Origin of the sequence: Arthrobacter sp. NPDC058192, from assembly GCF_042883665.1 — a bacterium.
In the GTDB taxonomy this organism is placed as follows: Bacteria; Actinomycetota; Actinomycetes; order Actinomycetales; family Micrococcaceae; genus Arthrobacter.
Genome location: NZ_JBHVVJ010000011.1, coordinates 1 through 13834 on the forward strand (window position 1 = coordinate 1; position 13834 = coordinate 13834).

Below are 13834 nucleotides of genomic sequence, written 5' to 3' on the forward strand. Positions count from 1 at the left end.
ACACTATTGAGTTCTCAAACAACAGACACACCCGGCACCACCACAACCATCAATCGGTCGCGGATCGCTCCGGAGCAACTTTTCAAACTTACCCGAACCCCGGACACTTAGCAAATCAGCATTTCCGCGATTTGCTTGCTTCCGAGAAGGTCCCCACGCTTATTTGACGCACTAATTAGTGCACCATTTTTCAGGCTGTTTATCAGGGGTTCGGTCGCTTTCTTTCCGCATCAGCGGCGGCGACTCGAATTACTTTACACGCCGGGAGGACCCTGCACAAATCGGCCCACGGAGAGGCCCTCTGGCGTAAAAATGCCCGTAACCGCGCGGATCCCGGCCGCCAGGAACGCCCCCGGCGGCCAGCAGGCCGCCGTCGAACTTTTATGCAGTGGCTCACACCGCCCGAGGCGGGCGGTTGCACAACCGCAACCGCGCCTAGCTGTCCCCCAGCAGGGCGGTGCGGGAGTCCCTGGACTGCCTCTAGCTGACGGTGCCGGGGCCGCGCTTCCTGCAGAGTAAGGAGCTGCCCGACGGCGGCCTCAAGTTCCTGCTCCACGTTCAGGCACACGCCGAAGTCGGCCCCATCGCACGCCGGCCAGCGGTAAGCTGGCGGCCATGGACGGGAACAAGACCATCTTCGGTTGGGCCTTCGGAGACCCCGCACGCACCGGGGATGAAGAGTACCTGGCGACGCTCAGGGACGAGTCGCTGGAGAACGCGCGGCAGGATGCAGTCCGGCAGGGCGTGCAGATCGATTCCGGCACGGCGGTCTTCACCGTGGTCTCCGAAGACGATTCCCTGATCGATGCGGGCGAATCAGCGCGGGGGCGGATAACGGTGCGCTGCACCGTGCACGTGGAGGGTCCGGGCGCAGAGGACATCCATGCCGAGGGGCCGATGAACGGCTAGCGGCCCCACTATGGCGATGACTGTCGTGCGGTCACCAGCCGCCGCGCGTTGGCGTATGTCCCTTTCGGGCATCGTCGGGCATGGCCATTTCGGCCCGCAGGCCCAGCAGCCGGATCGGGCGCCCCGCTTCGATTGCGGCTGAAAGGTCCAGGACGCGCGCGAGGATTTCGTTCCGGTCGAAGGTCGCGGGAATCTTCCTCGCGTGGGTCTTGGTGAAGAACGGCGCGTACCGCACCTTGAGGGTCAGCCCGACCACGGGCCGCCCTTCGGCCACAACATCCTCAAGGACACGCGCTGTCAGCTCCTTCACGGCGTCGTCCACCTGGGCAGGCACGGTCAAGTCGTGCTGGAAGGTGGTCTCCCGGCTGTGCCCGCGGGCAACCCACGGTGTGTCGTCGACTACGCTGGCGCCGTCCCCGCGGCCGAGCTCCGCGTACCAGGGACCCATCTTGGGTCCGAACTCCGGGACCAGCTCTTGTGGGTCGGCCGCGGCGAGCTCGGCGACAGTGTTGATCCCGAGTTTGGCCAGCCGGGCCGACACTTTGGTTCCGACGCCCCACAGGTCCTTGGTGGGCCGGCCGCCCATGACCTCGAGCCAGTTTCCGGCAGTGAGACGGAAGACGCCGGCCGGCTTGCCGAAACCGGTGGCCACCTTGGCTCGGACCAGGGTGTCGCCGATTCCCACGCTGCAATGCAGCTGCGTCCGCTCCAGCACGGCGGCCTGCACCTGCCGGGCGTAGGCTTCGGGGTTCTCTGTCTCAGCGCCCATAAAGGCCTCATCCCACCCCAGCACCTGCACGGTGGCGCCGGGCTGCGCCCGGAGGGTGGCCATCACCGTTTCAGACGCCTCGAGGTAAGCCTCCTGATCGACGGGCAGGATCACCGCGTCCGGCACTTTCCGGGCCGCAATGCGTAAGGGCATGCCGGAACCGACGCCAAAGGCCCTGGCCTCGTAGGATGCGGTGGACACCACTGCCCGTTCCGTGGGGTCGCCCCGGCCGCCGACAATGACCGGCCGGCCCGCAAGCTCCGGCCGCCGGAGCACCTCGACAGCCGCGATGAACTGGTCGAGGTCGACGTGCAGCACCCACCGAATTCCGCTCACGCCACCAGTGTGCCCTAAACATTCCGGGCAAGCATCGGCTGTCCACCCGGGCGTGCCCCCGGAAGCCCGCGGATCGGCCCGAAATCCGGGCGAGTGATCCGCTGCTCCGCTGGTGCCGGTCGCTCATCGCCCGGTCGGGGACATCAGCACAGTCATAGGTTATTTTGGAGGCCGGACACTAGCGGCCCGGCTCGAGCCCGAAAGAAGGATTGAGTGGACAGTGATGCTGGCAAGTGGTTCCTGAGTCGCGATGAGCGGGGGAACCTGGCGTCGGACGTGCAAGCGGGCGGGGCGGGGTCTCCGGGCTGGTCGGAGGGCAACCTCGTGCGGCCCCTGATTCATGGAGCGACCTACTTCGCCCGGCTGCATGAGGAGCTGACGGCTCTGCAGGCGGGAGACCGTCTGTGGTTTACCGACTGGCGTGGCGACGCCGATGAGCGGCTGCTGGCGGACGGACCGTCGATCGGGGACCTGCTCGCGGACTTGGCTCGCGCGGGAGTGGAAGTGCGGGGCCTGGTCTGGAGATCCCACGGAGAGCGCGTATCGGCCCCGATTAGCGGCCGATCCAACGAGCTCCTCGGCCGTGAAATCAACGAGGCCGGCGGAGAGGTGCTGCTGGATCAGCGTGTCCGGCTGTTCGGTTCCCATCACCAGAAAATCTTCGTCATCCGCCGTCGTGAGAATCCGTCGCAGGACGTCGCCTTCGTTGGCGGGCTTGACCTTTCCCACAGCCGCCGGGACGATGCCGATCACGCGGGAGACCCGCAAGCGGTGACCATGGATTCCCGGTACGGGAAGCGGCCACCGTGGCACGACGCCGCCCTCGAACTGCGGGGCCCCGTGGTGGCGGATGTGCTGGCAGTGTTCGCTGAGCGGTGGAATGACCCCCATCCCCTGGACCGGCGCACTCCCTACCGGATGCTGCTGCAGCGTCTCGCCCGAATGCCCCGGCACCCCAAACCGCTCCCGGCTACTGCGCCGCCACCACCGCCGGCGGGCCCTCACGCGGTGCAGCTGCTCCGCACCTACGGTGTGAGACGTCCCCCGTTTCCGTTCGCACCCCGCGGAGAGCGCAGCGTCGCCCGCGCGTACGCGAAGGCCTTCGCCCGCGCCCGCTCCCTGATCTACATCGAGGACCAATATCTGTGGTCGACAGAGGTCGCAGCCGGCATCGCGGAGGCCCTCAAGCAGAACCCCGAACTGCACGTGATCGCCGTCGTGCCCCGCTACCCCGACTCCGACGGCCCCCTCGCAGGGCCGCCGAGCCGGATCGGACAACTGCGTGCCATCAGAATGCTGCGCCGGGCGGCGCCAGACAGGGTCGGCGTGTTCGATCTGGAGAACAGTGCCGGAACGCCGATCTACGTCCACGCAAAAATCTGCATCATCGACGACACCTGGTTTACCTGCGGCTCAGACAACTTCAACCGCCGATCCTGGACCACCGACAGCGAGCTCACCTGCGCCGTACTCGACACCAATGCAGACACCCGCGAACCGTCCGGCGCAGACACCAGCCCGGACGCTTCCCGGCCGTTGGCCCACGGGCTCCGGCTTCAACTATGGGCCGAACACCTGGGCCTGGACCAGAACGATCCCCAACTCCACGACCCGGCGGCTGGGCTCAAACTTTGGAACACCACCGCTGACGCTCTCGACCACTGGCACGAAACGGGCAGCGGTTCGCCCCGCCCCGCGGGACACGTGCGGCACCATACTCCAGAACCCGTGCCGGCCATCCAGCGTCTCTGGGCGGACCCGATCAGCCGCCTCATCGTGGACCCGGACGGCCGCCCGCACCGGTTGCGCGGCACTAGCCAGTTCTAGGCCAGCAGGTCCGGTGCAGAGTTGCACCACTGAACTGACTCAGCTCCGCGGAAGGCCCTCCACAAACGGCACTTGGGTTGAATATTGCTGATAGAGCTTCACGGCCTCGTCGATCTCGATGTGGCCGAAGTTGAGCGCGACCTGCAGTCCTTCCAGCTGGGTGCTGGATGTTTCGGCGGCGCTCACACGGTCCGCCAGGGAATGGGACGTGGCAAAATTCGTGGCGAGTGCGGCGGCAATGGAACAGATCACCGCCAGCAGGCACAGGACCCGCCACACAATCGAGTCGTCAGCCAGGTTGAAGATGTTCGCCACCGCTTCAGTGAACCCGGTGCCGCCGACGGCGGGGCCGGCCGTGAGCGAGGCGGCCAGCGCGCTGCCTACAATGCTGATGCCGGCAAGCCGGGAGCGCCGGGGCCGTTCCTTGCCCAGGTAGGCGCGGATGGCTTGTTGCTTCTCATCGATGCGGGTGGAGAGCCTCTGCCGCGTATCGGATGTTTCGTCCATGACCTGGTACCAGCTTCCCTCGCCAATCGTGTCCACACGCTGGAAGGGCCAAGGCAATGGACCGCGCCCGTCCGTGCCGCTCCCGAAACGCGCACACGAATAGGATGCTCCCGCCCCACAGCCGTGTCCAGACCGCCCAGACGAGCGAGGCCCGGACGAGCAAGACCCAGGCTGACCGGCCGGGACAGCTCGGGACCCCCGGCTCCGTGGAGCCAGGGGCCTCGAGGCGACTGCTAGCGCAGGAACTGACGCGTCGACGCGTACGGTTCGCTCGGGAGCCCGTCCGCCGACCACGACGCCGTGGACCGCACCGGCGGCGTGTGGCCGCGGCCGTCGCGTCGCACGGCGACGATCGTGGCGGTGAGTGCGGGGGCTACGACGACGGCCAACAGGATGATGAGAGCCAACATTTGATGCACCTCGGAATTGCTTGGACTGGTTGTGTGGGACCGGTTGCGGAGCCGGTTGTTGGGGCGGGTTTGGAAGCTGGGCTTCTGCCCGGGTGGCGGCTCCCTTTTGGGGATGAATCCAGTCTCCGTTGCGGCCGTGTGAGCCAGCGTGTGACGCCGTCGAGCCTGAATCTGCTCACCGCACGAGCCTGAATGACGGCTGAACCACGGGGTACTGTCCATACCTTGTTGACGGGAACGTCTCCCCCAGCCGCGGCGTAGCATGATTTCTATGGCCGAGACGTGGATTCGGCTCCTCGGTCCGCCTTGGATCGAGTCCGCAGGCACCGAATTCCGGCAGCTCCGGGGCCGCAAGGCCTGGGCTGTGCTGGCCTACCTCGCGCTGCAGCCGGACGGCACGGGCCGGGCGCGGACCGCCGCGCTCCTGTTTCCCGACGCCGATGATCCCCTCGGCGCGCTGCGCTGGAACCTTTCCGAGCTCCGCCGGACCATCGGCGCCGATTCGATATCCGGGGACCCCCTGCGGCTGACCCTTCCGGCGGGATGGCGGTGCGACGCCGCCGCCGTCCTGTACCCCGCAACAACCGGCAACCCGGGCGGGGACAGCGGCGCCGGCGCAGACGCCGGCGCAGACCCGCGCACGTTCGACGGCCAGCTTCTTGAGGGCCTCTCCTTCGGCGACTGTCCTGTCTTCGAGTCGTGGCTGGAGGACCAGCGGCACCGGCTGGAGAACTGCGTGCTGACGATGCTGTACGAAGCGTCGCTCGCCGCCCTGGCCTGCGGAAACGCGGACGACGCCGTCGACCTCGCCACCCGCGCGCTGCACCAGGACCCCTTCAACGCCGATTGTCACGCCGTGCTGATCAGGGCGTTCATCGCCAGGGGTGAGCACCGGCGGGCACGGGAGCAGGCAGATAAGTGCCGCGACCTGTACCACCGCGAGCTGGGCCTCGGGCTGCCTGCGGAGGTCCGCCGGGCCCTCTATGACGCGGCACCCGACGCCGAACCGGAGCTGCCGGCCAACGCGGCCACGGTGCACTCGTACCTTGACGCCGCCGGCGCCTCGCTCTCGGCCGGGTCGGTGGACCGCGGGCTGGACCAGTTGCGGCTCGCCGTCGGGCTCGCCCAGCGGACCGGCGACGGGCACCTCGTGGCCGAATCGCTGGTGACGCTGTCCAGCGCGCTGATCCACCAGGCCGGCGGCCGCGGCGCCGAGGTCGCCGACCTCCTGCACAGGGCCCTGCAGTCAGAGGGAGTGCCATCAACCCCACCGCAGCCGGGAGCATCACGACCGGGGACGCAGCGAACGACGGCGGCACCGCAGTCGGGAGCGCCACGCTCGGCCGCGCAGGCGACGGCGCAGCGTCCGACGGCGGTACGAACGCAACTGCGGCCAGCCGCCTCGCGGGTGGCGGCGGCCGCGTACCGGGAGCTGGGCTACCTGTCGGTGCAGCGGGGCATTCCGGACCGTGCCGCCGGGTGGCTGGCGCTGGCCGCCAAAGCCGCCGACGGGTTCGCCGACGAGCAGTCGAGGATCCTGGCCATCAAGGGAATGGCGGCCTCGGACACGGCACGCTACGGCGAGGCGCTGACGGCCCTCACCGAGTCCAGCCGGCTCGCGGCCGAGCTCGGCAGCCCGCGCCTGCTGGCATTCAGCGAGGCCCTGATCGGCCGCGTCCATTTGCAGCGCGAGGAGCTGGGGCTGGCCGCCGAGACGCTGGACCGGGCCCTGGCGCTGGTCGGAGCCGAACACTGGACGTCCTTCGAGCCGTTTGTCACCGGCCTGCGGGGCGAGACCTACCTTGCGACCGGCCAGATGGACGACGCCGCCGCGCTCATCGACCGTTCCTGGGTGATGGCCGACGTCACCGGCGACCACTGCTTCCTGACGCTGGCCGCCGGCGCCAAGGCCCGGCTCAGCATGGCGCTCGGGGACCAGTCCGGCGCGGAGACCTGGCTCCGGCGGGGTCTCGAGACGACCCCCTGGTACCTCTGGTACCGGGCGCGGCTGCTGGACACGGCCGCGGAGGTCGCCATCGCCACGGGCGCACCACCGGCCGGGGACTATGCGGCAAAGCTGGCCACCATGGCCAGCCGCGGCGCGCTGCGCGAACTCCTGGTCCGGGCCCATTCGCACCGGGCCGTGCTGGGTGACGCCGCGGCTGCCGAGGCTATCCCGTGGCTGGCAAAGGACATCGACAACCCGGCGCTGAAAGCCTACCTGGCCCGGCGCGGGCAGCTGTGACGACGCGCTGCGGCGCGGCCGTGGCGCTGGCCCGCAGGGTGGAAATTCCTGCTGACGGGACCGGCGCCCGGTGCTAGGGTGGCGAAATGGCAGCAACTTTGGTTCGCCCCAAGCGCGGCAAAGTCTTCGCGGGGGTGTGCGCCGCCCTGGCCGACCGCTTCGAGGTCCCGCGGGTGTTCGTCCGCCTCGCGTTCGTGTTCTTCGGCCTCTTCGGCGTTGGCGAGTTCGTCTACATCGCGCTGTGGATCATCATCCCCCGGGACGACTAGCGTCCGCTTGCCCGTAAGCGGTGCGTTTCGCAGAGCCCCTTCGCGTCGCCCCTTGGATCCGGCAGCGCCGGTGGCCTTGACCTGGCTTGTAGGCTCTGGTCAGGGGGATGGCTATGGCTGATGACCTGTTGGAGGGTCCGCGGGGGCGGCGGTTCTGCTTGGGCGTTCTCATGGCCGCGCGACCGAAAATTTGGACGTTGGCAGTTAGCTCGGCCATGGATCCGTGGGATCAACGGCTTAATGACGAACTGGTCGACGCTCTCGGGAGCCAAGTGGCGGAGTTGGAATTCATCGGAACCGGCGCACTGATGGCCGGGCTCGCGGCGGCTGTCGATTCCGCCCGTTATTGGCAGGAACCTGATGAGACAGATGAGCTGCTTTTGCGGCCTTCTGTCCGGGCAGCCCTCGGCCCCGTTGCCAACGCGCTGGCTCGCCCCTTGGCGGAATTGTGGAGTCCGGACTCTGCGGCCCTGGACCGGCAACGTTTCGTGCAGTGGACTGATGAGCGCAGGACGCAACCTCCAAGCCTCACCGGCGCTGCCCAAAAGCTGGCCCAATGGAAAGCCTCAGCCTTGGCCGATGAGCGCCAGGCAGCGGACCGGCCCAAGGACCCGGCAGCTCATTGGAGCGGACGGTGGTGGTCAACACCGGCACTGTCTGACTTGGTCTCGACGAGCAGAAGCCTGCCGGGGCTGGGAGCAGCAAAACTGATGCTTGTCGAAGACAGTATCGGATGGAAGAGCGCCCTAGTCTGGCCGCTTGCACCGGCCGCCGGTTCCCGAATCTACGAAATATCGGACTCGACGGCGTGGACGGACCTGGTTGCCCGTTACCCGTTGGATGTCAGCCTCTCCAAGCGCCACGACTGGTGGCGAACAACAGGCTTCGACGTGCCCTGGCTGATGCCCGACTGGTCAGCGGTTGCGACCGCATACGACGGAGTGCACCTCACAGTCCGTGGCTACCTCACCACCGCGGGACGATACCTCGCCGTCGGTCGGTCCGGCACAGTCCTGGCCGGGTGGAACCCGGACGAGACCTACTGGCTCAACGACGTGCTCCGTCCCGGTGCGGCGCCGTCGGAGTGGCAAAGCGACCACTCCCAGCCGCCCCAATGGGTGACCGCGACCAAACCATAGACACTAAAAGTTCCGCGGCAGCGAGTTGCTCTCCGCCGCCGGACCTCCCCGCGTGCGTTGCAACCACCACGCCAAGCTGGCTAGGGTGGAAGCTAAGCCTGCTTAGCATCCTGCGGGCCGCGTTACGACGCACAGTCCGGGTTCAGACCAACCATGCGGAGGAACATCATGACCGACCAGTACACGTTCAAGAACCCCGTCACCGCCTACGAGCACATCGCACCGCCCAAGCAGCACCAGCCCGAGCCGGGCCTCGACGCGAAACTGACGCCGAAGGCGGACCTGGGCGAGGACAGCTACCGCGGCACCGGACGGCTCGATGGCCGCAAGGCGATCGTCACCGGCGCGGACTCCGGGATCGGCGCCGCGACGGCGATCGCGTTCGCAAGGGAGGGAGCCGACGTCGTGCTCTCCTACCTGCCGGAGGAGGAAGAGGACGCCGCCCGGATCGCGAACCTGATCGAGAAGGCGGGCCGGAAGGCTGTGAAGGTACCGGGCGACCTGAAGGATTCGGCCACGTGCCGCGAGCTGGTGGACACGGCGCTGCGCGAGCTCGGCGGCCTGGACCTGCTGGTCAACAACGCCGGCAAGCAGGTGGCGCAGGAGGATCTGGAGCAGATCACGGACGAGCAGTTCGACCACACGCTCAAGACCAACGTGTACGCCATGTTCTGGCTGACCAAGGCCGCGGTGCCGCACCTGCCGGCCGGGTCCACCATCATCAACACCACGTCCATCCAGGCGTACAGCCCCTCCCCGACCCTAGTGGACTACGCCACCACCAAGGCGAGCATCAACAACTTCACCAAGGGCCTGGCCCAGCAGCTGGCACCCAAGGGCATCCGGGTCAACGCCGTCGCACCCGGCCCCATCTGGACGCCGCTGCAGGTCAGCAGCGGCCAGCCGAAGGAGGCGCTGCCGGAGTTCGGCAAGGACACTCCGCTGGGCCGCGCCGGCCAGCCGGCCGAGCTCGCCCCCGCCTACGTGTTCCTGGCCTCGGCCGAGTCCAGCTTCGTGGTGGGCGAGACCCTGAACGTCAACGGCGGCAGCCCGACGCCGTAACCCCAGTTAAGTTAAGTGCGGCTGGGCCCTTCCCGGGCTGACCGGGAAGGGCCCATCTGCCGTTTGGGCTGAGTTTCCTGGCTGGAGTTCGACGGCGGCCGGTCAGCGCTCCGGCTGCAGCGCCTTGCTCCACAGCACCGTGCCGTTGGCGTTGCGCAGGCTCACCGTGAAGACGCCGTCATCACCCAGGTCCACGTGGCCGAAGTACTGGCTTTCGCCGCTGCGCGGGGACTCGTTGGCGTAGGCGCCGGCCCTGAAGAACACCTGTTCGGGCCCGAAGGTGCCGTCCAGGGCGTTGGGGCCGAAGCTGCCGGCATTGATGGGCCCGGCCACGAACTCCCAAAACGGATCGAAGTCCGTGAAGGCGGCGCGTTCCGGGGCGTAGTGGTGGGCGGCGCAGTAGTGCACGTCGGCGGTGAGCCAGACCACGTTTTTAACCCGGTTGCGCTTGAACGCGGAGAGCACCCCTGCGATCTCAAGCTCCTTGCCCAAGGGGGCGCCGGCGTCGCGGTTGGACAGGGACTCCTGGTTGACCGGGCCGTCCGGGACGATCACACCGAGCGGCAGGTCGTTGGCGATGACCTTCCAGGTGGCCCTGGACCGGCTGACCTCCTTGATCAGCCAGTCGGCCTGCTCCTGGCCAAGGATGTGCATCAGCTGCGTTTCCCTGCCGTCCGTGTTGGGGTCCTTGAAGCTGCGCATGTCCAGGCAGAAGATGTCCAGCTGCGGGCCGCGGGAGATCTTGCGGTAGATCCGGGCCGCTTCGAAGCCCGTGGTCCCTGTGGAGCGGCCGCCCAGTCCGGCGATGGGCTGGTATTCCTGCCAGGCATGGCGTCCACGGGCGGCGAGGACGTCCACGCGGCGTTCGGTGTAGCGGTCGTCCGTGAGGATCTGGCCGGGGTACCAGTTGTTGTGGGTTTCGTGATCATCCCACTGCGCGATCACCGGCACGTCGGCGTAGAGGGCGCGGATGTTCTTATCCATCCGGTTGTAGCGGTGCCGGCCGCGGTACTCGTTCAGCGTCTCGGCCACCTTGGTGACTTCCTCGGTGACGAGGTTGCGCCAGATCTGCCCGTTCGGTTCGGTGATCTGGGCGGCGATGGGGCCGTCGGCGTAGATGGTGTCGCCGGAGTGGACGAAGAAATCCGGCCGGGTAGCGTGCATGGCCGCGTAGCCGCGCATGCCGCCGATGTCTTCGTTGATGCCCCAGCCCTGGCCGGCGGTGTCGCCGGTCCAGACGAAGCTTTGCCCGCGGGACCGGCGTCCGCTTCTGAGCAGGCCCGTGTCCGGCGCAGTGCTGAAGGATCCCTGCGCGGTTTCACCGGCGTTGCCCTCGGCGTCCTCGAAGTGCATGCTCACCGCGAAGCGGGTGCCGGCGGGCAGGTGCGCGGCGTCGATCCGGGCCGTGAAGTCCGTGCCCTCGGTGGCGGCGCTACCGCGCAGCACCCGCTGGAAGGCACGGCCACCGCGGAGCGGGGACCCGCCGTCGTCGACTGCCAGCAGGCTCGCCACCAGGCGTCCCGGTCCCGACGCGCGGGACCACAGCACGCCGGAGTTCGTCGTGACGTCGCCGGTGGCGATGCCGGAGGGAAGGGTCAGGCGGTTGCGGACCAGCGGGATGGCGGCGGGCCGGGTGCTTGCCTGCGCTGTTGGGGCGGTTCCGGGGACGACGGCGGCAGCACCGGCGGCGGCGAGGGCACCTTTGAGGACATTTCGGCGGGTGAAGGAGGTCATGCGGCCATCCTTGACGGTCCGGATGAACTGTAGAGGACTGGGGCGTTAACGCCGTCCTATGCCCACGCGAGGATCCGTGGACCTAACAAAAAAGCAGGGCCCGTCCGAAGACGGGCCCTGCTCGAAACCTAACGGTCCCGGATCTCTAGGAAATTAGAGAGCCTGGATGTTGGTAGCCTGGGGACCCTTGGGGCCCTGCTCGGTTTCGAAGGAAACCTTCTGGTTCTCTTCGAGGGAGCGGAAGCCGGAGGAGTTGATCGCGGAGTAGTGCGCGAAAACGTCCTGCGAGGAGTCATCGGGGGAAATGAAGCCGAAGCCCTTTTCAGCGTTAAACCATTTGACGGTACCAGTAGCCATTATTTTTGTCCTTCGTGAAGGTGGAGGAACTGTCCCGACTTTCGGGTCCTCCGGTGTGGGGTGCTCAAAACCGCTGCTTCAGAAGAACGCGGACTTTCGACCGCGCGTACTGCCTGAACTACGAACTGCATAAACACAACAACAGGATCCACACTACAGGAGATTCCGGACACCATTTACCACACCTCTTCGGCTCGGGTAGCCTGCGCTGAGCTCATCGGCGCGGGCCTGCGCCTGCGTGGCGGCCTCGGCATCCCCCAGCCGGGCGTAGATCCTTGCCATGACGGTCCACGGCTCCGCCGCATCCGGTGCACGTTCTGCCGCGGCGGAGAGGTCGGCAAGGCTGTCCTCGACGCGGCCCAGGCCAAAGTTGGCGACGCCCCGCTGGAGGTAGGGGGCAGAGTCGGAAGGGGAATGTGCAATGACGTGATCGAGAGTGTCCTTTCCCTGCTGGAGACTCCCGCTGTTGATGTAGCCGATGGCAAGAGCGATTCCGGCCTCTGATGAGTCGGGGGTCCGGGCCAGGGAAAGCCGGGCCCATTCGATGGCGCGCTGGGCTGCGGCTGCGTCACCGTCTGCGGCCGGGCCGGCGAAGGCCTGCGCCGCGAGCAGCGCGGTATCCGAGTCCCAGGTCCGTAGGCCGTATGCACGCTGGAATTGGCTCTCCGCCATGGTCAGGTCTCCGGCCGCGACGGCGGATGCCGCGTCGGCCATCGCCCATTCAGCGATGGTCGCCGGCACCGCGATGCCCAGCCCCAGGACTGCGAGTAGCCCCGAAGCCAAGGCTCCGGCCGGCAAGGACTTCCATTTTCGAACTGCGGGGGTTCCTTTCGCGCGTGGCCTCACTTGTGCCGCGGCCGTTCCCGATGTCGACACCAATCCCCCGCAGATAAAGGCCGCCAACGGAGTGGTGGCCGGGGAGGTGAATGCAGTGAGCAGCATCAGGCCGTACGCGGCAACTGCAGCCAAAGCACCGGTCAAGTTGTCGCGGTCAGCCGCCGGGTCAGCGGCCCGGATAGTGTCGCGAGCGCTACGGAAAATGAGGAAAGCCAGCAGCGTCGCCCCCAGCAGCAGCGGAAGTCCACCCGCTGTGGCGGCCTGCAGAAGCCATGAATGCGGCGAGTCCGGCGGAAAGGTAGCGCCCACCCGGACGGCCCACTCCAGTGTGTGGAAGCTGGTAATCGCATCAACGAAACCGCTCGGGCCGACGCCGGTCCAGGGGTGGTCGGCAACGAGTTTAAGGCTCTCGTCCCACAGGAGCCAGCGGCCGTTCACCGTATCGGCGCTGACCAGCCGTTCCCGGGCCACCGGAATAGCCACGGCAGCCGCTCCGAGCACGAAAAGCGCGGCACCGCCGGCCGCAGCGACTCGCGCACGCCCGGCGGCCCGCGTTGCTGCCTCGACGGCTGTAAGGACAAGAACCACGGCAGCCAGACCAATTATCGCGGCGCGGGAAGCAGACAACACCGTGGTCAGGACCGCCGCCACAAGTCCGATGCGGGCCGGCCAGTCCCGGCCGCGTATGGCCGGGAGCGCCAAAGCGGCAGCCGCCAAGACGCCGATGATTCCCTGGTCGGTCGCGTTGCCGAGGGTGGCCCCGGGCCGCAGATCAGCTGCTCCGCCCAGGGGCCGGAATCCTGCTGCCTCGAAAGCACTGACAACGCCCACGATCACAACAGCCGGGGTGAGCACGGTGCGGAAAGCGGCCCAGTTCCGTGCCCTGCCCGGGCCGCCGAGGACCTTGGCGCCGAGCGCAAAGACGGCGAAGTAGAGCGCGATGACCAGGGCACCTTCGAACCGTGGCCAGCGTCCCAGGAGGCTGGCCAACGGGTTGGCAGAGAACGCCATGGAAAAAGCCAGCACAGCCGCAAGTGCCCACATGGCCCACCGGATGCGCTCCGGCAACCGGCCCCCGGCTTGGACCAATGCTCCGGTTCCAACTGCGAGGAGGAGCCAGGCGATCTTGATCCAGGTGAACCGGAACAGCCCGCTAGGCTGGAAGACCAGAACGGAACAGGCCACCAGCCACACGCAGGCTTGGGGCGCGAAGACCCGTGCCCTTTCCAAGGTTCGGATTGGAAGGGGCACGGGTCTCCTTGTGCATAGTGCTGTTGCGAATGGGCTGGCAGCGCGTTTGGGTGAGGCGGCCTGCTGCGCCCGGCGGTCCTAGACGGCCGTGACGGCCTTGGTGGCCGCACTGGTCTTCGCCGCCGTCGCGTACCCGGTTTTGGACCCTGTCACCGTGACCGTGATCGTCTTGCCGACATCAC

At 67.6% G+C, this 13834-nt stretch carries 12 protein-coding genes; 6 read left to right on the forward strand and 6 right to left on the reverse strand.

The genetic code is table 11. From position 1 onward, the window contains the following. Window positions 1-615: 615 nt before the first annotated feature. Window positions 616-909, forward strand: a complete 294-nt coding sequence (locus ACFVVK_RS12210) for a hypothetical protein (RefSeq protein ID WP_390266849.1) — start codon at window positions 616-618, stop codon at window positions 907-909. 31 nt (window positions 910-940) lie between these two features. Here ACFVVK_RS12210 and ACFVVK_RS12215 read toward each other — a convergent pair whose 3' ends face one another. Continuing rightward, window positions 941-1996, reverse strand: a complete 1056-nt coding sequence (locus ACFVVK_RS12215) for a DNA polymerase IV (RefSeq protein ID WP_390267239.1) — start codon at window positions 1994-1996, stop codon at window positions 941-943. Window positions 1997-2227: 231 nt separating this feature from the next. Between ACFVVK_RS12215 and ACFVVK_RS12220 the strand changes: the two genes are divergently transcribed. Beyond that, on the forward strand, window positions 2228-3841 hold the full coding sequence (locus ACFVVK_RS12220; protein ID WP_390266852.1) for a phospholipase D family protein: 1614 nt from the start codon (window positions 2228-2230) through the stop codon (window positions 3839-3841). A 39-nt stretch (window positions 3842-3880) separates the two neighbouring features. Here the strand turns inward: ACFVVK_RS12220 and ACFVVK_RS12225 are convergent, their stop codons facing one another. Together ACFVVK_RS12225 and ACFVVK_RS12230 are read right to left on the reverse strand one after the other, a co-directional pair. After that, complete coding sequence (locus tag ACFVVK_RS12225) at window positions 3881-4348, reverse strand: hypothetical protein (protein ID WP_390266855.1); 468 nt, start codon at window positions 4346-4348, stop codon at window positions 3881-3883. A 233-nt stretch (window positions 4349-4581) separates the two neighbouring features. Then, on the reverse strand, window positions 4582-4758 hold the full coding sequence (locus ACFVVK_RS12230) for a hypothetical protein (RefSeq protein WP_390266857.1): 177 nt from the start codon (window positions 4756-4758) through the stop codon (window positions 4582-4584). 271 nt (window positions 4759-5029) lie between these two features. On the opposite strand from ACFVVK_RS12230, the gene ACFVVK_RS12235 reads away from it, so the two are divergent. The 4 genes from ACFVVK_RS12235 (at window position 5030) to ACFVVK_RS12250 (ending at window position 9473) form a co-directional block, all read left to right on the forward strand. Beyond that, on the forward strand, window positions 5030-7003 hold the full coding sequence (locus ACFVVK_RS12235; RefSeq protein ID WP_390266859.1) for a BTAD domain-containing putative transcriptional regulator: 1974 nt from the start codon (window positions 5030-5032) through the stop codon (window positions 7001-7003). A gap of 86 nt (window positions 7004-7089) precedes the next feature. After that, window positions 7090-7272 carry a PspC domain-containing protein gene (locus ACFVVK_RS12240; RefSeq protein WP_390266862.1) on the forward strand — a complete coding sequence of 61 codons (183 nt, stop codon included), beginning with the start codon at window positions 7090-7092 and terminating at the stop codon, window positions 7270-7272. A 197-nt stretch (window positions 7273-7469) separates the two neighbouring features. After that, window positions 7470-8411 carry a hypothetical protein gene (locus ACFVVK_RS12245; protein WP_390266865.1) on the forward strand — a complete coding sequence of 314 codons (942 nt, stop codon included), beginning with the start codon at window positions 7470-7472 and terminating at the stop codon, window positions 8409-8411. Window positions 8412-8579: 168 nt separating this feature from the next. Then, entirely contained in the window at window positions 8580-9473 is an 894-nt protein-coding gene (locus ACFVVK_RS12250) for a glucose 1-dehydrogenase (RefSeq protein WP_390266868.1), read from the forward strand. A gap of 102 nt (window positions 9474-9575) precedes the next feature. Here ACFVVK_RS12250 and ACFVVK_RS12255 read toward each other — a convergent pair whose 3' ends face one another. From ACFVVK_RS12255 to ACFVVK_RS12265, 3 genes are all read right to left on the reverse strand, one after another. Further along, window positions 9576-11207 (reverse strand): alkaline phosphatase D family protein, encoded by a 1632-nt coding sequence (locus ACFVVK_RS12255; protein WP_390266871.1) that lies wholly within the window; start codon window positions 11205-11207, stop codon window positions 9576-9578. A gap of 153 nt (window positions 11208-11360) precedes the next feature. Then, complete coding sequence (locus ACFVVK_RS12260) at window positions 11361-11564, reverse strand: cold-shock protein (protein ID WP_056738746.1); 204 nt, start codon at window positions 11562-11564, stop codon at window positions 11361-11363. Window positions 11565-11717: 153 nt separating this feature from the next. Continuing rightward, window positions 11718-13652, reverse strand: coding sequence for an O-antigen ligase family protein (locus ACFVVK_RS12265; RefSeq protein ID WP_390266873.1), 1935 nt, complete (start codon window positions 13650-13652; stop codon window positions 11718-11720). Between the last annotated feature and the right edge of the window lie 182 nt (window positions 13653-13834).

What these genes read in the sequence shown, in the direction of transcription:
- ACFVVK_RS12210 (WP_390266849.1), top strand. Translation starts at nt 616, where the DNA reads ATGGACGGGAACAAGACCATCTTCGGTTGGGCCTTCGGAGACCCCGCA.
- ACFVVK_RS12225 (WP_390266855.1), bottom strand. Translation starts at nt 4,348, where the DNA reads ATGGACGAAACATCCGATACGCGGCAGAGGCTCTCCACCCGCATCGAT.
- ACFVVK_RS12230 (WP_390266857.1), bottom strand. Translation starts at nt 4,758, where the DNA reads ATGTTGGCTCTCATCATCCTGTTGGCCGTCGTCGTAGCCCCCGCACTC.
- ACFVVK_RS12235 (WP_390266859.1), top strand. Translation starts at nt 5,030, where the DNA reads ATGGCCGAGACGTGGATTCGGCTCCTCGGTCCGCCTTGGATCGAGTCC.
- ACFVVK_RS12240 (WP_390266862.1), top strand. Translation starts at nt 7,090, where the DNA reads ATGGCAGCAACTTTGGTTCGCCCCAAGCGCGGCAAAGTCTTCGCGGGG.
- ACFVVK_RS12250 (WP_390266868.1), top strand. Translation starts at nt 8,580, where the DNA reads ATGACCGACCAGTACACGTTCAAGAACCCCGTCACCGCCTACGAGCAC.
- ACFVVK_RS12255 (WP_390266871.1), bottom strand. Translation starts at nt 11,207, where the DNA reads ATGACCTCCTTCACCCGCCGAAATGTCCTCAAAGGTGCCCTCGCCGCC.
- ACFVVK_RS12260 (WP_056738746.1), bottom strand. Translation starts at nt 11,564, where the DNA reads ATGGCTACTGGTACCGTCAAATGGTTTAACGCTGAAAAGGGCTTCGGC.